This is a genomic window from Streptococcus sp. 20925_1_77, from assembly GCF_041432125.1.
GTDB lineage: Bacteria > Bacillota > Bacilli > Lactobacillales > Streptococcaceae > Streptococcus.
The window spans coordinates 1-19217 of the sequence record NZ_JAPVZB010000008.1; the positions used below are offsets into that span (position 1 = coordinate 1).

Below are 19217 nucleotides of genomic sequence, written 5' to 3' on the forward strand. Positions count from 1 at the left end.
TCTTGCTCGACAATCAAAAATAATTGAGAGGCTAGGACTTTTGTCCCAGCCTCTTTTTTGACCATTCACGACGATTTTCTGACCGATTCTGACAGAGAGCTACAAAGACTGTCCCTTTGAAGTATACTGTATACAAGATCAATAAGAAAAGAGGGATCGTATGTTTCAGGTAGCATCTATTACAAAATCATTTAAGGAGAAAGCTGTATTAAAGGGAGTGTCTTTTTCGATAGAAGAAGGAGACAAAATTGCCTTGCTGGGAAATAATGGGGCAGGTAAAAGCACCCTGTTCAATATTATCGCTGGACAGCTCCAGGCCGATTCGGGGACGATAAAGACTTCGCTTGATTTTCAAAGAGAAATTGGGATGATGCCTCAGGGGGATCTGCTCATCGAGGATCTAACCGTTGCTGAATTCGTCGAATTAAAAAGCCGGATGAATCAGCTGAAGCAGGCTGATATCAATGGACTCTTAGAAATGGTCGAATTAAGAGAATCAAGAGAGCAGATGGTGGGAAGTCTTTCTGGTGGTCAAAAGAGGCGCTTGTCCTTATTGTTAACCATTTTGAATCATCCAAAATTGATTTTTTTAGATGAGCCGACGACTGGCATGGACTTGGAAGCAGTGGATAATTTTTGGAAATTGCTGGAGCAGCAAGAGTTTACATCTGTTGTGGTGACCCATGATTTTAACCAAATTGATGCCTTTTTTACAAAAGTCCTGATTTTAAAAGAGGGTCGAATTGCTGCAACAAAGGCTGTTGAGGACATTCACCAGGCTGGTCAAACCATTGAGCAGTATTTCCGAGAAGAGATGAATAAAGGAAGGGAACAAGCATGAGAAAGATTCAATTAAAACAAGTTTTACGAAATAAGCGCTTCGTATTATTCACCATTATTTTACCCATAGGCTGGTATATCTTCTTTTATCAGCTTCAAAAGGGAGTTTCACCAAGTATTTTGTTAGGCATTGCTGTATTTATCGGGGTCATTGGCAATAGCCTTGCAACTTTTAGTAAGCGTATCGCCTCAGATATCGGCTTTTATTCTTTTGAATCCCACTTTACAAGCTATAGTGTCAAGCACTATTTATGGGATCAATCGATTGTACAACTGATTCTGAACAGCTTGATCTTTTTAGCGGTGCTAGTTGTTGCTGTCCTAGGTTTTCACTTTCCAGTGACGACTAGCCTGTTGGTACAATTTTTCCTCTTATCCTTGATGGGGATCTACTTTAGTGTGATTGGCTTTGTACTTGGGGTGAGGGTAGATGCCAAGACGATTGATACCATTGGCTTTCCTGTTATTATTTTAGCCGCCATGACCATTATTCCCTTTGATACGCTTGGCGCAAGTGGAGGATTTATGGACTTGGTTGGCAAGCTACAACGGGCTTTCCCAGGCTATTATTATACAAAGCTGATCCAAGATTTGACCGAGAAACAAACGATCGATGCCACCCAATTAGGACTCTTTGTTGCTGTATTTGGATTGAATTTGCTATTTTTCTATCTGCTCGTACCCAAAGGGAAAATGAGGAACTAAGAGCAGTTAAAAAAGCCTTGAATTTTCAAGGCTTTTTCTTTGCTATAAAACGGTTATTCGGTATTCGTTCGTCAAATACTTGGAAAGATCTTGCTATTCTAAAATTCTAATGGAGGGCTTTTTTATTACATGCTAATAGAAAAAATCAATGCCGTAGTTTTCTTTTAGATAGGTCGCTAACTCGGCTTTTTCTTCCTCTCTAAATCGACAGAGGCTAAGGGCGAGACGCAATTTCAAGGTGCTTGTATTGATGATGATGTTTGATTTAGAAATATTTTCTAACTGGGTGACTTCTCTGAGGTTAAAATCTAAATAGCAAGCCTTGCTGTTGACATGATCAGGGTCGCTGACGTCCACTTCAACATACGATGCTCGCAACAATTCTTCTTTGGGAATGAAGATTTCTTTTGAGAAGAAGAGTCCGGGATAGACCTCAATACCTTCAAAGGTGAATTCAAAGGAGACTCTGTGGCTAGTTAGTCTTTTGATGCCTGCAATTGTTGCGTAGATAGCAGCGAAAAAGAGAATGGTTGAAATCACAGTGGGAAGATTTAGTTGAGAAAAGTCGATCAATCCATGAGCGGGAGAAAAGAAAAATTGAAAGGATACACCCGCCGCAAAGATTAGATAACCGACACCAACAAATTTTGAATAATAGATTTTCATTTTGGACTCCTTACATTTCAAATGCATGAAAACTTGGAATTTCAAGTACCCTTATCATAGCGGATTCGGTGAAGAGCTGTCAAATGTTTGGTAGGGTTCTTGTGATTAGATCATTTCAGGTTATGGTATACTAGATGGAAAGTGTGGCTAGGAGTGAAATGAAAAGCTGCTGTAGAAATCATAACCGGGTCAATGCTGGTAAGAAAGGAAGACAAATGGTAACACCCCTGATATTTATTATTTCTCTCGTCTTGCTTTTGCGTCGTTTTACAAGCAAACGTTCACGAAAGATCATTGGATTCTTATATGCTTCATTTGCAGTCTGGTTTGTTTATTCGATCCTTACTTATGGAAGCTACACCCTCCAGCCTGGTCAAAGTGTTCAATTGAGAGTTTATCCCAATACGGATCAGCTAGAATATAGGTCGGAACTCCAGTTTAAAAAATTTGATGATGCTAAGTTAAAATTGTCCGGTCGAAAAGGTTGGGGGATGAAAGATAGTCACATAGTCTATAATGTTGAAAAGCAAACAATAACGGAGCTCATTTTTTTAAAAGACAAAACAGAGCGTAAAGACTTACCAAATGATAAAAGTAAGAGTTTCTATTTAGAAAACGATGGAATAGTGATTCAAGGGGAAGTAGAGGAAGTATTTGGGGTGACGGAACGAAAGCCCTACAACATCACCATCACCAATGTAGACGATAAACCAGCCCACTTTGAAGCGCGAGTGGTGGACCGGTGAACTGTGAACTGGACCTCCATCTACTCCAGCCGCTTCAGTCCAAAGAATTGGGACGATGTGACCGTCAAGGATATTTGGAGAGAGGATTTTGGAAAGTGATGTCGGAGCTATTTGTCCGGCATCTTTTTATGAATAATCGTTATTGTTACTTTTGTGCGTGTGATATGATATAATAAAAGCACAGAAGTAACAACAATAGGAATGCTGAAATGATTCAAAAACAAATACAGGAAATGCTAGATCATCAGTCTATTATTAGAACATCTGATGTAGTTAAAAAAGGGATCCCAAAGCCTTACCTAAATCGAATGGTGGAAAATGGTCAACTCATAAAGGTTGCCAGAGGGATTTATATCACCGATTGGTCTCAGTATGATGAGTATGCCATTTTCCAACTCCAACATCAAAAAGTGATTTATTCTTATCTATCAGCATTGTATCTCCATGGGCTGATAGATGTTATCCCTAAATACAAAGAAGTGACGGTCTATACAGGTTATAATCCTCATCGATTTCCTAAGGAGGTAAAAAGGCATTTCATCCAGAAAGAATTGTATGAAGTCGGTGTGACAAAGCTACAAACGTCCTTCGGAAATGAAGTAAGGGTATATGATTTGGAGAGATCGATATGCGATCTCATTCGCGAGCGACAAAAGATAGATGTGGAAATATTTTCGACTTCTTTAAAGAGATATATTCAATCTTCAAAAAAAGATCTACGAAAACTCTACAAATATGCGCGAGAGTTTCATGTGCTCGAAAACGTCCAATCATTGATGGAGGTCTTATATGAATAAAGATAGATTGATTGCTCTGTGCCATAAAATTTCAAACGAAAAACAGGTAGATTTCAATGTTGTGCTAACTTATTATTTTCTAGAAACGATACTTGCAAAGATAGCATCTAGTCCGTATAGTCATAACTTTGTATTCAAGGGAGGATTTCTTTTATCCAATATTATTGGTGTTGAAAGTCGAACAACTTCTGATATGGATTTTATTTTAGAACAATTTAAGATGGACAAATCTCTACTAGAAAGTACTTTAAAGGAAATCCTAACTGATGATTTGGTTCATTATGAAATTACTAAGATAAGTGAAATTAAAGATGAAGATCCTTATGGTGGTTATCGAATCCATATTTTATGTCGGCTTGATAATATACGTCAGACAATTCCTTTAGATATTGCGACTGGTGATCCTATTACTCCCAAATCCGTTTCCTATCGTTATCATAGTCTCTTTCAAGAGATTGACTATGAGATCGTGGCCTATAATTTGGAGACAATATTGGCTGAAAAATTGGAAACGATTTATCGAAGATCTTTCTTTAACACTCGAAGCAAGGATTTTTATGATGTGTATGTAATTTATAGTATGGAAAAAAGCCGATTGGATAGTAAAAAGCTTCGATCAGCTTGCGAGGCAACATTCTCCTATCGTCAGACAACGTTAGATGTAGTAGATTTTCAAAATATGATTGATGAGATGAAGGATGATATAACATTGGCGCGTCATTGGGAAAATTATCAGTCTCATTACCCTTATGCAACTTCTATTTCTTTCAGGGATGTTTTGGAAGTTGTTCAACAGCTATTGTTAGAATTATGATACCTAATATAGACTTTCATTAACAAACTACCTCCGAGGTGGTTTTGAGATTATAACGATGTGTTAGATAAAAGCGAGCTTTGTCATGAAGCTCGCTTATTTGTATTCATAAAAAAGTGAGCTAAGTACTCTTAAGACAAGCAAAAAAGCCTTATAAATCAAGGCTTTTTGTGCATAAAAAATGCCCCCTACATGGATTTGGAAAGGATTTTCATATTGAGAGTAATTAAAAATATTGAAATATAAGTGATTTTAGGGAAGTACTTTTAGGTATTTCCAATGTCATGATTTAAAAATGGGGCAAAAGTGGGGCAAAAACGAATGACTCTCATTTGGTTTGAAAACCTATAATATCTAATGATTATGCTATACTAGAAATATAGTGTTGTTATCAATAAATATCAGTGCGAGACTAATCGGAGGATAAAATGGAAAAACAAATTAATGAAAAAATTATCGAAATGGATAGGGAATATCCCTTTTTATTTTGCTTTAAATCAGATTTTTGGATGGAATAGTAGATGATAAGACAAAATATCTTTGAAGATACAAAAAGACAAACGCCAAAAATGACGTTTGTCTACGTTCTGAGGTAGCCTTTAGGCTCCCTTTTTTCTTAGAAAATACCGATGAGTAATTGCATGCCAAGACTAGTCAGGATGATAGCGATCCAGCAAAGGGCTCCAAGAAGAATGGATTTTCCACTGGATTTGATCATAGCAACGAGGTTAGTTTTGAGACCAATAGCACTCATAGCCATGATGATGAGGAATTTGGAGAGCTGTTTGAGAGGTGAAAAGAAGCTATTGCTAACACCAAAAGAAGTAAGGACGGTAGTTAGCAGAGAAGCTAGGATGAAGTAGAGAATGAAAACGGGGAAGATTTTTTTAAGCTTTACTCCTTGGTTGTTGTCTTGTTGACGGCTTTGCCAATAGGAGAGGAAGAGAGTAATAGGGATAATAGCTAAGGTACGAGTCAGTTTGACAATGGTTGCAGATTCTAGAGTATTGGTATGATACAGACTATCCCAGGCGCTAGCTGTGGCTGTTACAGAGGAAGTATCGTTGACCGCAGTACCCGCAAAGAGAGCAAAACCTTCGTTGGAGAGATGGAGCCAAGAACCTAGAGTTGGAAAGATAAGAGCTGCCAAGACATTGAAGAAAAAGATAACAGAAATGGCTTGGGCTACTTCTTTTTCCTTGGCGTGAATAACAGGAGCAGTCGCTGCAATGGCAGAACCGCCACAGATAGAAGATCCAACTCCAATCAAGGTAGCTAGCTTTGTATCTAGGTTAAAAAAGCGTTGGAAAAAGAAAGCTATAATCAAAGCAATTGAAATAGTTGAGAGGATGACAGGAAGGGAAGATTTTCCAACTGCGAAAACTTGTGAGATATTGAGTCCAAATCCCAGTAAGATAACAGCGTACTGAAGCAATTTTTTTGAGCTATAAGCCAAGCCGGCATCCAGTTGTTTATAGGAAGTGAGAAAGGGATGGAGAATCATTCCGATAAAAATGGCGAAAACAGGTGCTCCCACAACAGGCAGAAAGCCTCCTAAAACCCAAGAGATGATAGAAATGATCAGACAGGCTAACAGTCCTGCCCAATTTTTTGATAGAAATGACATAAAAACCTCCGAAAATAAATACTCCTTATTATAATCTTATTTATCAGAAAAGTAAAATAGAAAATAGAAAGTAGGAATAAGGTAGTAAATTAACGGAATTTTGCGGTCAGAGAGCTTTTTGTAATATAATAGATATATGTTCTTTGATCAATAAGGATGCAAATGTGGCATATGTTATTGAAAAAAATGAATTTGATGAGCCTGGACATGTGAAGTAATTATGTGAGATAAGAAAATAAATAAGAGAGTTGAAAATGTACTGATCCCAAAAGTTAGATTTTTTTCTGTCTAACTTTTGGGATCAGTACATATCCTCGCTTTTTTAATCTAATAGGTCCTTATTTTCAATTAAGAGTTCTAGTGGGGATTTATCTCTTGCTACAATAAAACCAGGTTCATATTGGGTATGAAATGTTCTTTTCTGAGAAGTTGGATCAGTATACAACTCTTCTCCATCTTCTGTGTATAGTTGTTTGCCTCTTGTTAGGTAAAGTAAATCCTCTAAGTACTGTCCATCAGTTTCTAGAAAATGTTCGATGTATTTGACAGCCTTTAAGATCTCACTTACTTTATCAGAGTATTCATTCGATTCAAGAACACTCTTTTCTAATTCAATCTCCTTACTTGTTCCAAAAAGTTGAGTTGGAGTTGCATTAAAATATTCTGCTATCTTATCTAAATTTGCAAAGGTAGGATAGCTTTTTTGTTTTTCGTAGTCAGAGATGTCTGGAAAGATTGCTCATAAAAAAATGTGGGGCAAATGATGGGGCAAATGCTCTTAAGACAAGCAAAAAAGCCTTGGTTATCAAGGCTTTTACTGTTGAAGTTTGATGCCCCCTACAGGGCTCGAACCTGTGACCCATAGATTAAGAGTCTACTGCTCTACCAACTGAGCTAAGGAGGCAAATATAAAAAGCTGTATTGGTGCCGAAACTTCACGATTTGTATTGAACCCGCGCAATTAAGCAGGTGGGCAACTCGCTCTGACTTAGCTGCTTCCGCGTGAAACGGCCTGCATACTGCCAGAAGTCTTTTGTTTCCCTAATAATACAAAAAATAGTCGGTCAACACTTAAGTGTGAAGTCGTACACCACAGCGTTTCTATATGTATATGATACCACATTTTGGAAATATTTCAAGAAAAAATCTCATTTTTTTGAAACCGATGTCACTTTTTCTTGAATTGATCAATCTTCTCCTTGGTAGCTCCGAGAGCACGCTCGTACTTGCCGTTTTCATTGGGAATAAAGTAGGACGCGTGTTTGAGCTTGTCTGGCAGGTAGTTCTGCTTGACCCAGTTGCCAGGGTAGTTGTGGGGATATTTATAGTTTTGCGCATTCCCCAGTTCCTTGCTTCCAGCATAATGACCATCGCGGAGGTGGCGAGGAATGGGAAGGTTGCCAGATGTCCTCAGATCAGACAGGGCCTTGTCCATGGCAACGTAAGCTGAGTTAGATTTAGGCGAAAGGGCTAGATCGATGACGATGTTGGCGATGAGAATGCGGGCCTCAGGAAAGCCGATACGCTCCGCTGCCTGAAGGGCTGTTACGGTATGGATCTGCGCATCTGGATTGGCCAGGCCGATATCCTCATAAGCGATGACGGTCAAGCGACGAGCTAGGCTGGGTAGATCTCCAGCTTCGATCAAACGAGCGGCGTAGTGAAGACTAGCATCGACATCCGAACCACGGATAGACTTTTGTAGGGCAGAGAGCACATCGTAGTGGCCGTCTCCATCCTTGTCCATGGTGATGTAGCTGCGCTGGAGGCTATTTTCCATGATCTCTAGCGTAATGTGACGGATGCCTTCTGCATTTTCAGAGGTCGACAGCACCGCCAGATCGAGAGAATTAAAGGCGGAACGAAGATCTCCATTGGTCGAGGTAGCGATGAAATCCAAAGCGTCCTCATCGAGCACAACTGGAAAATCAAAGCCACGCTCGGGATCATCTAGCGCCGTTTTTAGAGCTTGCTTGACCTCCTCCGTCGTCAACGGTTCCAGCTCAAAGATTTGTACGCGGCTACGAATAGCGGGTGTGACAGAGAAAAAGGGATTTTCAGTCGTTGCACCGATCATGATGACCAGACCACTTTCGAGCAAAGGCAAGAGAAAATCTTGCTTGGTTTTATCAAGGCGATGGATCTCGTCTAAAAGCAGGACCAAGCCACCTGAAAACTTGGCTTCCTCTGCGATTTCTTGGAGGCGCTTTTTACTGTCAACCGTTGCATTAAAGGTCCGAAAGGCATACTTGGTCGTTCCTGCGATGGCAGAAGCAATACTGGTCTTTCCGATCCCCGGAGGTCCATAGAGAATCATGGAAGACAGACGATTGGCCTCGACCATGCGGCGGATGATTTTGCCTTCTCCGACCAGGTGTTGTTGACCGATGACTTGATCGATCGTCCGTGGGCGCATACGGAGTGCGAGATTGTCGGGCATTTCCTTCTCCTTTCTAGCTTTGTCTCCTTTCAAAGAGGCGTTTTTTATGGTAAGATTGTAGTAACTATTGTATCATATTCCGCTCTAAGAGTGGGAAATTAGAAAGAGGACGCTATGTCTAAATATGGATTTTTGGATATTTTAGAAGAGGAGATGGACAAGGTTTTTCCCTTTGACTTTGAGATCAATTGGGATAAAAAAAACCATGGGGTAGAAGTGGCTTTCTTGTTGGAAGCACAGAATACGGGAGGGGTTGCACTGGTTGATGAAGCTGGCGAAGAATCTGATGAGGATATCTTCTTTGAAGAAGCCGTCATCTTCTACAATCCAGCCAAGTCTCATGTGGAGGAAGATGCCTATTTAACAGCGATTCCTTATGAGCCTAAAAAAGGCTTGTCTCGTGAGTTTCTAGCCTATTTTGCGACTTTCCTTAGAGATACAGCTGAGCTGGCCTTGGATGAGCTCATGGATTTCTTAGCAGACGAAGAAGCAGAGAGCTTTGAGATCGTCTGGAACCAAGAAGTTTTTGAAGAAGGCAAAGTTGGCCTAGAAGAAAGCACCTTTTATCCTTATCCGAGATACTAGGAGGGAAAGCTCATGCTTGAGGATTGCTTAGAAGCACGATTCGAATTTACGGGTTGTAAAATTGCCTTGATTTGTGAGGGGCAAATTTTGACCATCTTGCGCGATGATAAAGAAACGATTCCATACCCCAATATGTGGGACTTGCCAGGTGGTGGTCGGGAAGGAAATGAGACACCTTTTGAGTGTGTGGCGCGTGAGGTTTATGAGGAATTGAACATCCAACTGTCGAAAGATGACGTCATCTGGTCTGGGATCTATCCTGGCATCTTGGATGAGAAGAAACAGTTTGTTTTTCTAGTTGGCAATCTAGCCCAAGAAGAGTTTGACCGCATCGACTTTGGAGATGAGGGACAGGGCTATAAGTTAGTGAGCTTTGAAGAGTTTTTAACTTCAGATCGGGTTGTTCCGCAGTTGCAAGAACGAGTACGTGATTATGTGGAGGAAAATATAGACGGGCCCGTTTTAACCACGACAAGTTTGGATAAGGATGTCAAAAGAAAGTTAGAGAATGGGCAATACAGCAGAGAAGAAGCTACGGCCATCTATAAAGATTTTTTAAGGATGAGAGAGCGGAAAGAAGAAGCATTTTTTATAGCAAAACTAATCGTTATTTTTATGATCTTCTTCTTTCCAATCATGGTTGCTGGGGGAAATTTTAGAAGACTAGATGATGTTGTTTTGGCCTTGGTTTTTTTAGTATTGTTTGTTGTTTTATTCATACCGACATATCTTTCAGTCCATTACCATAAGATTGGTCGATACAAGAGACAACTTCACAAGGCGATGAAAAGATATTATGCAGATGTGCTGAAGGAATGTAAGGAAGACTAGAAAATATCTGATGGATTTTAGAACTTTAGTTCATGGCAAAAAATAAAATTATGCGAGGAAAACTATGATTAGACTAGAACGAGCAGGGGCGGAAGATTTAGAAACCATTATTGCCATTCAAAGAGCCAGTTTTAAGGCGGTCTATGAGAAATACCAAGATGAGTATGATCCTTATCTGGAGGACCGCGAACGAATCAAGTGGAAACTCGTAGAACGTCCTAATAGCTATTACTACTTTGTAAAAGAAAACGAAGACAAGATTGGTTTTTTACGAATTCAGACCAATGAAGAGTTAACAAATGCTTGGTTGGGAACAGCGGCGATTTTACCTCCCTATCAAGGAAAAGGGTATGGATCTAAAGGTTTGAGCTTGCTGGAAAAAGAATTTCCAACCATCACACAATGGGATTTGTGTACGGTGTTACAAGATGCAGGCATGGTCGCCTTCTACGAGAAGAATGGCTACCATCAAACCCATATCGAGCCTGAAAAAGAAGGCATGGATATGGTCTACATGAAAAAATTGATAGAGAAATAGAAAGGACGGTTCGGTTAAATTTCTAAACTGAACCCGCCCTAAACACTATACCAAAAAGATAAAATTCTCATAGACACAAGTGTCTTCAGAGAGTTTCCTATTTTGGCTTTGTGTTTTACGGGCTTGGTATCTTAATGATGGAAACATGGCAAGAGTTAAAAGTTACGGTGAAGCGTGAGGGGGAGGAGTTGGTCTCTAATCTCTTGATCGAGTTAGGCGCCCAAGGGGTTGCGATCGAAGACAGCATGGACTATGTGGGAAATGTCGACCGCTTTGGTGAGATTTTTCCTGATGTCGAACAACAAGAAGAAATTGTAGTGACAGCCTATTATCCGGAAACGGTTGATGTAGCAGCGGTTGAAGCGGACTTGCAGGCTCGCTTGGCAGAATTGACGGATTTTATGGATCTAGGAGAGGTTAAGATGGGCACGACTGCCTTGGCTGAGGAAGACTGGGCCGACAACTGGAAGAAATACTATGAACCAGCTCGCATCACTCATGACTTGACCATCGTGCCGTCATGGACGGACTATGAGGCGACGGCTGGAGAAAAGATTATCAAGCTGGATCCTGGTATGGCCTTTGGAACAGGAACCCACCCAACAACCAAGATGAGCCTCTTTGCCTTGGAGCAGGTCCTTCGTGGTGGGGAAACGGTGCTAGATGTAGGGACAGGTTCAGGTGTCCTTTCCATTGCTAGCTCGCTTCTTGGCGCTAAGGAAATCTTCGCCTATGACCTGGATGATGTAGCGGTTCGCGTCGCTCAGGAAAATATTGAACTCAACCCGGGAATGGAAAACATCCATGTAGCTCCAGGCGATTTGCTGAAAGGTGTGGAGATTGAGGCAGATGTCATCATGGCCAATATCTTGGCAGATATCCTTATCCATCTGACAGAGGATGCTTATCGTTTGGTCAAGGACGAAGGTTACCTGATCATGAGTGGCATTATCAAGGACAAGTGGGACATGGTGCGTGAGTCGGCTGAATCGGCTGGATTTTTCCTTGAAACCCACATGATCCAAGGGGAATGGAATGCCTGCGTCTTCAAGAAGACCAAGGATGTCTCCGGTGTGATTGGAGGCTAGCATGCAGCAGTATTTTGTAAAAGGCTTGGCTAGCTCACCTGTCACCATTGAGGACAAGGAGACCAGCAAGCACATGTTTCAGGTCATGCGCTTAAAAGAAGATGATGAGGTGACTTTGGTCTTTGATGATGGGATCAAGCGCTTGGGGCGCGTGGTAAATGTAGAAGCCCGTCAGTTGGAGCTAATCGAAGAATTAGTTGACAATGTGGAACTGCCAGTCCAAGTGACCATTGCATCAGGCTTTCCCAAGGGAGACAAACTCGAGTTCATCACTCAGAAAGTGACGGAACTGGGTGCCAGCCAAATCTGGGCCTTCCCTGCAGACTGGTCAGTCGCCAAGTGGGACGGCAAGAAGTTGGGTAAAAAGGTCGAAAAACTAGAAAAAATCGCTCTTGGAGCAGCCGAGCAAAGCAAGCGGAATCTGGTCCCAAGTATCACCCTTTTTGAGAAAAAATCTGACTTTCTAGCTCAACTCGACCAGTTTGACCGGATCGTGGTGGCTTATGAAGAGTCGGCCAAAGAAGGAGAGGCGGCAGCTCTGATTCAGTCGCTGACAGGATTAGAAGCTGGAAGTAAACTGCTCTTTATCTTTGGACCAGAGGGTGGTCTCTCTCCTGCAGAAATTGAAAGTTTTACAGCTAAAGGAGCTGTCTTGGCGGGACTTGGACCTCGCATCCTACGAGCAGAAACCGCTCCACTCTATGCCCTCAGCGCTGTGAGTGTTGTTACAGAATTAATGAACTAACGAAGTGAAGGAATCGCTTCGTTAGTTTTTTTACAAAAATTTTTACGAATGATGAAAGCAAGGTGGATCCCAGAATGATCTTCGAGTAGTAACCGTATATTAAAGTAGCTTCATTGGTTTCCATCTGCTTCTAAAAGTGTTAAAATAGTATCCAAGAAACTGGAGAAAACGAATGCCAAAAGAAGAGAATTTAACTGGGGACCAAGTCGTTGCCCTTACAAAAAAATATTTATCACCTGAGGATGTTGCTTTTGTGCAAAAGGCTTTGGTCTATGCAGTTGATTGCCATAGTGGTCAATTCCGTCAGTCTGGTGAACCTTACATCATTCATCCCATTCAAGTGGCAGGAATTCTCGCCAAGCTGAAACTGGATGCTGTAACGGTGGCCTGTGGTTTTTTGCATGATGTCGTGGAAGATACGAATGCAAGCTTAGATGATTTAGAACGCGAATTTGGTCATGATGTGCGCGTGATTGTCGATGGGGTGACCAAACTCGGGAAGGTCAAGTACAAGTCCCACGAAGAGCAATTGGCGGAAAACCATCGCAAGATGCTCATGGCCATGTCTCAGGATATCCGTGTAATCTTGGTTAAACTAGCAGACCGCTTGCATAATATGCGCACCTTGAAGCATTTGCGTAAGGACAAGCAAGAACGCATTTCTCGCGAAACCATGGAGATCTATGCGCCACTAGCCCATCGTCTCGGGATTTCCAGTGTTAAGTGGGAGCTTGAGGATCTGTCTTTCCGTTATTTGAATGAGACAGAATTCTACAAGATTTCTCATATGATGAAGGAAAAACGTCGTGAGCGAGAAGAGTTAGTGGAAGAAGTTGTCCACAAGATTGAGACCTATGCAGGGGAACGCCATTTGCATGGAAAAATTTATGGCCGGCCAAAGCATATCTACTCCATCTACCGCAAGATGCAGGATAAGAAGAAACGCTTTGATGAAATCTATGACTTGATTGCCATCCGCTGTATTCTGGATACTCCAAGTGATGTCTATGCCATGCTGGGTTATATCCATGAACTGTGGAAACCGATGCCGGGGCGTTTTAAGGACTATATTGCCAATCGGAAGGCCAATGGCTACCAGTCCATCCATACGACGATCTATGGCCCTAAAGGACCGATTGAATTCCAGATCCGTACCAAGGAGATGCACGAGGTTGCCGAATATGGGGTTGCCGCTCACTGGGCATACAAAAAAGGGATCAAGGGTCAGGTTAACAGCAAGGAATCTGCCATTGGGATGAACTGGATCAAAGAGATGATGGAGCTCCAGGACCAGTCAGGTGATGCCAAAGAATTTGTTGAAAATGTAAAAGAAGATATTCTAGCAGAAGAAATTTATGTCTTCACACCAGACGGAACCGTGCGCTCGCTTCCTAAAGATTCTGGACCGATCGATTTTGCCTATGAGATCCATACCAAGGTTGGAGAAAAAGCCATAGGTGCCAAGGTCAATGGCCGGATGGTCCCTCTGAATACTAAACTTCGGACTGGGGATCAGGTGGAGATTATCACTAATGCCAATTCCTTTGGTCCGAGTCGTGACTGGCTAACTATTGTCAAGACCAGCAAGGCGCGTAACAAGATCCGCCAGTTCTTTAAAAATCAAGACAAGGAATTGTCTATTAACCGTGGACGGGAGTTGCTCATGGCCCAATTCCACGAGCATGACTTGGTAGCCAATAAGTTCATGGACAAAAAGCACATGGACAAAGTTTTGCAAAAAAACAGCTATAAGACCGAAGAGGCCTTGTTTGCGGCCATCGGTTTTGGAGAAGTAGGAGCCATTTCTATCTTTAACCGTTTGACGGAAGAAGAACGTCGCGAAGAGGAAAAGGCCAAGGCGCGTGCAGAAGCCGAAGAGCTGGTCAAAGGTGGCGAAGTCAAGGTTGAAAATAAAAAAGACACCCTAAAGGTCCGCCATGAAGGTGGCGTGGTCATCCAAGGAGCTTCCGGTCTCTTGATCCGGATTGCCAAGTGTTGTAATCCCGTGCCAGGAGATACAATTGTCGGCTACATTACCAAAGGGCGTGGGGTTGCCATCCACCGTCAAGACTGTATGAACCTGCGGGCTCAAGACAACTACGAGCAACGCTTGATCGATGTCGAGTGGGAAGACAACAATACGACCAAGGACTACATCGCCCATATCGATATCTACGGCCTCAACCGTGCAGGCCTTCTCAACGATGTCCTTCAAGTCCTCTCCAATACGGCTAAGATGATCTCAACTGTCAATGCCCAACCAACCAAAGATATGAAATTTGCCAATATCCACATTTCCTTCGGGATTCCAAACCTATCTATGTTGACAACGGTAGTGGATAAGATTAAGAGTGTGCCGGAGGTGTACTCTGTTAAGCGTACCAACGGCTAATCTTCTGCGAAAATCGACTTCATACTGCGTTAGTTTCGACTGGTCTAACTATAGTTATGCCTGCGTCTCACTGCCTTGTCTGGAGCCGATTTTCTTTGAAGCAAGTAGAACTCTTTTATTAGTTGGTTAGCTCGTCTCGCCGTACTACAGTACTGTCTTCGTCTCGCTGCCTTGCTTGATGTCGATGTTCTTTGAAGGTAGCAGTGAATACCCAATAGATTGTTTAAATAGGATAATAAGATGAAATTAGTGATTCAACGGGTCAAAAGGGCCTCGGTTTCTATTGATGGTAAAGTCTATAGTCAGATTCAGGATGGGCTTCTGCTCTTAGTGGGAGTGGGGCCTGAGGATGACCAGAAGGATTTGGAGTATGCGGTGCGGAAGGTCACCCAAATGCGGATTTTCTCGGATGAAGAAGGGAAGATGAATTTATCTGTCAAGGATATTCAAGGGGAAATTTTGTCGATTTCTCAATTTACCCTCTTTGCCCAAACAAAAAAAGGTAATCGTCCAGCCTTTATTGGGGCAGCCAATCCAGAGATGGCCAGCCAGCTCTACGATGACTTCAATGATTTGTTAGAAAAGGAAGTCCCTGTCAAACGAGGGGTCTTCGCTGCAGATATGGCAATCGAATTCATCAATGATGGCCCAGTGACCATCATCCTCGATACGAAAAATCCATAAAAAAACAAGCCCTTGATTAAAGGGCTTGTTTGAATGTAGACAAATTACTTTTTACTTAGGATAGCTGGATAATTTTTCAAAAAATTCTTATATTACTTTGGATTGTCAAAGTAAATCCGAAACTTTCCGCCGTGAGAAAAATGCTTGAAACATTGTTGTTTCAAGCATTCGGGAGTTTTGAAACCTTAGGTTCAAAACTAAGTCATGGAACTTCGTAGAAGTTCGCTGACGTCCGTACTCACCTAAGGAAAGTTTCTAGGAATACTATTTCTTCAATCTGACATGCTCTTAATCAAAGGGCATGTTTTTCTATGTAAAGTTGTTGGGCAATCAGATGATTGATCTGGATATCTTGGTCTTTGATTTGGAGCTGATAGAGGCCAGTGTAATCGTCATAGCCTTTGAAGAGAATGTCATCTCCGATGGTCAGCTGGATCTGGTCTAAAAAATTCAGCAATTCAAAGCTATCCTGAACTCTTCGCAAACGATAGGTTCCCGGTTCGCTGACATCACTCAAACGGTCCTGGTAAGCCTCGATGAGAAGTTGTCCTTTGGGTGGAATGGTCCCCCCGTGAGGACAGGTCTTAGGATTTCCAAGCATGTGATCAAGCTTGTCAATGAAATGTTCAGAAACGGTATGCTCGAGAACTTCTGCCTCTTCATGGACTTCTTCAGTTGTATAGTCAAGATTTTCCAGCAGAAATACTTCGATCAAGCGGTGCTTGCGGTAGAGATCAGAGACCAACTGCGATCCTAAATCCGTTAGCAAATACCCACGAAACTTGTCCTTCACCAAGAGACCCTCTGAGATCATGCGCTTAATCATCTCGGTCACAGCGGGTGGAGAGACCTGCATGCGACTGGCAATTTCTTTATTACTGATTTTTTTTACTTCTGTGCCAATTTCGTAAATGCACTTGAGGTAATCTTCTTTGTTTGGTGTCATGCTTTCCTCTTTTCTTCGCTCACTTCTAGTATATCAAAAAAATCCTCAAAAACGCTAGTGGAGTAATGAGAATTGTCTCAAGCTACAAAAGATGGTAGTATAGTAGCATAGAAAGGATGGAATTATGAACAGACAGGACTTGGTGAGACTAGGGTGGAGGGAGAATAGTTTAGCCTATTTAGAGAAATACTTGCAGGAATACATAGATCCACAAGCCTACCAAGAACAATACCAGTCTGTCTTTTTCTTTGCCAGTCCTCTGTTTCAAAAAATGTGGTTTCAAGAACTCCAAAATCTGGATGGAGCCGTTGCTCAAGGCTTGTTGAGGGGAGTCATGAAAATTCTTCTCATGCCAAGTGACTTGTCTGGAACTTGTGAAGAGACAGCTTTTCTTCTAAGTAGAATGGCTCCAGCTTGCCCTCCTCATTCGTCTTTTTGGTCCTCTTTTTCAAGAGTGGTTCAAGTAGCATTTGCTCAGGATCCATTAGCCAGCAAAGTAGGAGATCAGCTCTTAAAACGACAGGTTCACCAGTTTCGCTATCTGCTCTCTGCCTACCAGGCCCAGTGGATTCGGGAGCATTATGCCAGATCGGGGCAGACTGATGAAGAGGCGCTACAAGCTTACTTGCAGGAGACAAAAGGGATCAAAATCGATGCTTATGCGGCAGCTCGTCTCCATAATAAGGTCTATGTGGATCAAGACGGCCAACTCGCCTTCCCATCTCGTGCTCAGGCCCAGTTGAATTTTAAGGTCTTGCTCAACTTTCATACAGAGTATATCCTGGATCAGGGTGGCCAGTTTCTCAACGAAGTGGATCCGTATCAGATTTCTGAAAATGGCATTGTCAATGGAGCCAGTTTCAACTATGGCTTAGCCAAAGGCCATACCCATAAGGACTTGGATATCGATCCCGTTAAACCGTGGGATCCAGCTTTTCGCAAGAAGGTTCTCTATCAGCAGGGGATTCGCTATCTAGCTCCGAAGAATGACCGCGGAGAGCAGGGCTATTGGAGCCGGAAGGGAACCTTTGCACAAGGTGGTAAGAGCTACAAGCAACAGGTAGCACGGCGCGTGCGGAGTTTCCTCAGAGGCATCCCACGCTTACGCTGGCGGATTCTCTTACAGAATGGACTCCATCGGATTTTATAGTATCCTCTTTCGGATTGAAGCCAAAGGCCTCTTAGAAACTCACCTAAGGAAAGTCTCTGAACAGATTTTATAGATAAAGTAAAAAGAGGTCCTAGACCTCTTTTTACTTTATCCAAGTGCTTTGACGGCTTCGATTGCCGCCTCGTAATTTGGTTCACTGTTGATATTGTCTAGGTATTCAACATAAGTGACCTTGTTATCCGCATCTAAGACCAAGACAGCGCGTGCGAGCAAGTGCCATTCATTGATCAAGAGGCCGTAGGCTTTTCCGAAGGAATGGTCGAAGTAGTCTGAAAGCATGATGGCATTTTCGATCCCTTCTGCAGCACACCATTTGCCTTGAGCGAAAGGAAGGTCGACAGAAACTGTCAAGACCACAGTATCTTCCAGGTCAGAGAGGGCCTGGTTGAAGTGACGTGTTTGAGTGGAACAGATACCCGTGTCAATGGATGGGATTACACTGAGGACTTTTTTCTTGCCAGCAAAATCAGCCAAAGATTTTTTCTCCAAGTTAGGAGTGGTCAGTGAAAAGTCGTGAGCAGTATCGCCAACTTGAAGTTGAGATCCGGTAAAGGTAACAGGGTTTCCTAAAAATGTTGTCATAGCAAAGACTCCTTTTTTATTTTCATTGTACATCAATGAAGGGGGAAGAGCCACTGATTTGTTTGAGAATCTAATGAGTTTGAAACCTTATTTGTTCAAACCTTCTGCGATTTTCTCTAAATTCCATTTCATCATGCTGTAGTAGCTGTCGCCTTCTTCGCCTTCTTTGGCGATCGAGTCAGTAAAGATTTTTGAAAAGATCGGGATATTGGTATCTTTAGAGACAGTTTTCATAGGACGTTCATCGACACTGGATTCAACAAAGAGAGACGGCACCTTGGTTTGACGCAATTTCTCTACCAGCGTTTTGATTTGTTCAGGTGTCCCTTCTACTTCAGTGTTGATTTCCCAGATATAGGCAGATGGGACGCCGTAAGCTTTGGAGAAGTATTTGAAGCAGCCTTCGCTGGTTACAATCATCTTCTTATCTTCTGGGATATTGTTGAATTTTTGTTTGGCTTCTTGGTCCAGCTTACTAAGTTTTTCAGTATAGGCAGCTAGATTTTTTTCGTAGAAGTCCTTATTTTTGGGATCTTTTGCGATCAATTGTTTGGCAATGTTTTTAGCGTAGAGGATCCCGTTTTCGAGATTGAGCCAAGCATGAGGGTCTTCTTTTCCAGCTTGGTTTTGGCCTTCCAAGTAGATGACGTCGACTCCGTCGCTAGCTGCGAAATAGTCTTTGTTTTCAACTTTATTGGCATTTTTGACCAATTTAGTAAACCAAGCATTACCACCGGTTTCGAGGTTGATCCCGTTGTAGAAGATGAGGTCTGCTTGTGAAGTTTTTTGGACATCTTCTGGGAGTGGTTCGTATTCGTGGGGGTCTTGACCGACAGGGACAATACTGTGTAGCTCGATTTTATCCCCCGCGATATTTTTGGTCATATCTGCTAGGATGGAGTTGGTGGTAACCACCTTCAATTTATCGGATGAGGACTTGGAAGAAGAGCCTTTGCTACAGGCCAACAGACCGAATAAGAGCGCCACAAAGAGGGCGAGGACAGAAGCGGTTTTTTTCAT

19 protein-coding genes, 1 tRNA gene, 1 other RNA gene and 1 pseudogene are annotated in these 19217 nt (G+C 42.2%); 13 read left to right on the forward strand and 9 right to left on the reverse strand.

Annotated features, from left to right (window positions below; translation table 11 throughout):
- The first annotated feature begins 160 nt into the window (after window positions 1–160).
- Together O3626_RS05605 and O3626_RS05610 are read left to right on the forward strand one after the other, a co-directional pair.
- Complete coding sequence (locus O3626_RS05605; RefSeq protein ID WP_049506162.1) at window positions 161–841, forward strand: ABC transporter ATP-binding protein; 681 nt, start codon at window positions 161–163, stop codon at window positions 839–841.
- On the forward strand, window positions 838–1545 hold the full coding sequence (locus tag O3626_RS05610; protein ID WP_195423866.1) for an ABC transporter: 708 nt from the start codon (window positions 838–840) through the stop codon (window positions 1543–1545). The genes O3626_RS05605 and O3626_RS05610 overlap by 4 nt, the downstream gene beginning before the upstream one ends.
- 132 nt (window positions 1546–1677) lie before the next feature.
- On the opposite strand, the gene O3626_RS05615 is transcribed toward O3626_RS05610, so the two are convergent.
- Window positions 1678–2211 (reverse strand): hypothetical protein, encoded by a 534-nt coding sequence (locus O3626_RS05615; protein WP_371495753.1) that lies wholly within the window; start codon window positions 2209–2211, stop codon window positions 1678–1680.
- 215 nt (window positions 2212–2426) lie between these two features.
- On the opposite strand from O3626_RS05615, the gene O3626_RS05620 reads away from it, so the two are divergent.
- From O3626_RS05620 to O3626_RS05630, 3 genes are all read left to right on the forward strand, one after another.
- A complete protein-coding gene (locus O3626_RS05620) occupies window positions 2427–2957 on the forward strand; it encodes a hypothetical protein (protein WP_024056220.1) in 531 nt (176 codons plus the stop codon).
- 209 nt (window positions 2958–3166) lie between these two features.
- On the forward strand, window positions 3167–3754 hold the full coding sequence (locus tag O3626_RS05625; protein ID WP_003004721.1) for a type IV toxin-antitoxin system AbiEi family antitoxin domain-containing protein: 588 nt from the start codon (window positions 3167–3169) through the stop codon (window positions 3752–3754).
- The gene (locus O3626_RS05630) at window positions 3747–4568 is read left to right on the forward strand and encodes a nucleotidyl transferase AbiEii/AbiGii toxin family protein (protein WP_003004480.1); all 822 of its coding nucleotides are present in this window, start codon (window positions 3747–3749) and stop codon (window positions 4566–4568) included. Before O3626_RS05625 ends, O3626_RS05630 begins: the two co-directional genes overlap by 8 nt.
- A 616-nt stretch (window positions 4569–5184) precedes the next feature.
- Here the strand turns inward: O3626_RS05630 and O3626_RS05635 are convergent.
- The 5 genes from O3626_RS05635 to O3626_RS05655 all read right to left on the reverse strand — a co-directional run bounded on the left by O3626_RS05635 (window position 5185) and on the right by O3626_RS05655 (window position 8635).
- A complete protein-coding gene (locus O3626_RS05635) occupies window positions 5185–6195 on the reverse strand; it encodes a YeiH family protein (RefSeq protein WP_155125039.1) in 1011 nt (336 codons plus the stop codon).
- Window positions 6196–6517: 322 nt separating this feature from the next.
- Window positions 6518–6931 (reverse strand): helix-turn-helix domain-containing protein, encoded by a 414-nt coding sequence (locus O3626_RS05640; RefSeq protein WP_371495846.1) that lies wholly within the window; start codon window positions 6929–6931, stop codon window positions 6518–6520.
- A gap of 95 nt (window positions 6932–7026) precedes the next feature.
- Window positions 7027–7099, reverse strand: a tRNA-Lys gene (locus O3626_RS05645).
- Between the two features lie 5 nt (window positions 7100–7104).
- Window positions 7105–7297: non-coding RNA, 6S RNA (gene ssrS, locus O3626_RS05650), on the reverse strand.
- A 66-nt stretch (window positions 7298–7363) separates the two neighbouring features.
- A complete protein-coding gene (locus tag O3626_RS05655; RefSeq protein WP_371495756.1) occupies window positions 7364–8635 on the reverse strand; it encodes a replication-associated recombination protein A in 1272 nt (423 codons plus the stop codon).
- Between the two features lie 114 nt (window positions 8636–8749).
- Here O3626_RS05655 and O3626_RS05660 point away from each other — a divergent pair, with 114 nt between their 5' ends.
- The 7 genes and pseudogenes from O3626_RS05660 (at window position 8750) to dtd (ending at window position 15498) form a co-directional block, all read left to right on the forward strand.
- Window positions 8750–9220 carry a DUF3013 family protein gene (locus O3626_RS05660; protein ID WP_371495758.1) on the forward strand — a complete coding sequence of 157 codons (471 nt, stop codon included), beginning with the start codon at window positions 8750–8752 and terminating at the stop codon, window positions 9218–9220.
- Between the two features lie 12 nt (window positions 9221–9232).
- A pseudogene (locus O3626_RS05665) lies at window positions 9233–9670 on the forward strand (NUDIX hydrolase); the annotation flags it as partial.
- Window positions 9671–10115: 445 nt separating this feature from the next.
- A complete protein-coding gene (locus tag O3626_RS05670; protein ID WP_371495760.1) occupies window positions 10116–10589 on the forward strand; it encodes a GNAT family N-acetyltransferase in 474 nt (157 codons plus the stop codon).
- 137 nt (window positions 10590–10726) lie between these two features.
- Window positions 10727–11677, forward strand: coding sequence for a 50S ribosomal protein L11 methyltransferase (gene prmA / locus O3626_RS05675; protein ID WP_371495848.1), 951 nt, complete (start codon window positions 10727–10729; stop codon window positions 11675–11677).
- Window position 11678: 1 nt separating this feature from the next.
- Window positions 11679–12422 (forward strand): 16S rRNA (uracil(1498)-N(3))-methyltransferase, encoded by a 744-nt coding sequence (locus O3626_RS05680; protein ID WP_371495763.1) that lies wholly within the window; start codon window positions 11679–11681, stop codon window positions 12420–12422.
- Between the two features lie 172 nt (window positions 12423–12594).
- The gene (locus O3626_RS05685; RefSeq protein WP_371495765.1) at window positions 12595–14814 is read left to right on the forward strand and encodes a bifunctional (p)ppGpp synthetase/guanosine-3',5'-bis(diphosphate) 3'-pyrophosphohydrolase; all 2220 of its coding nucleotides are present in this window, start codon (window positions 12595–12597) and stop codon (window positions 14812–14814) included.
- A gap of 240 nt (window positions 14815–15054) precedes the next feature.
- The gene (gene dtd, locus O3626_RS05690; protein ID WP_371495767.1) at window positions 15055–15498 is read left to right on the forward strand and encodes a D-aminoacyl-tRNA deacylase; all 444 of its coding nucleotides are present in this window, start codon (window positions 15055–15057) and stop codon (window positions 15496–15498) included.
- Between the two features lie 292 nt (window positions 15499–15790).
- Here dtd and O3626_RS05695 read toward each other — a convergent pair whose 3' ends face one another.
- Window positions 15791–16444, reverse strand: a complete 654-nt coding sequence (locus tag O3626_RS05695) for a metal-dependent transcriptional regulator (protein WP_371495769.1) — start codon at window positions 16442–16444, stop codon at window positions 15791–15793.
- 124 nt (window positions 16445–16568) lie between these two features.
- Here O3626_RS05695 and O3626_RS05700 point away from each other — a divergent pair, with 124 nt between their 5' ends.
- The gene (locus tag O3626_RS05700; RefSeq protein WP_371495771.1) at window positions 16569–17594 is read left to right on the forward strand and encodes a DUF3114 domain-containing protein; all 1026 of its coding nucleotides are present in this window, start codon (window positions 16569–16571) and stop codon (window positions 17592–17594) included.
- Window positions 17595–17702: 108 nt separating this feature from the next.
- On the opposite strand, the gene tpx is transcribed toward O3626_RS05700, so the two are convergent.
- Both tpx and O3626_RS05710 read right to left on the reverse strand, forming a co-directional pair.
- Window positions 17703–18197 carry a thiol peroxidase gene (gene tpx / locus O3626_RS05705; protein ID WP_118228535.1) on the reverse strand — a complete coding sequence of 165 codons (495 nt, stop codon included), beginning with the start codon at window positions 18195–18197 and terminating at the stop codon, window positions 17703–17705.
- An 87-nt stretch (window positions 18198–18284) separates the two neighbouring features.
- Window positions 18285–19217, reverse strand: coding sequence for a metal ABC transporter substrate-binding lipoprotein (locus O3626_RS05710; RefSeq protein ID WP_371495774.1), 933 nt, complete (start codon window positions 19215–19217; stop codon window positions 18285–18287).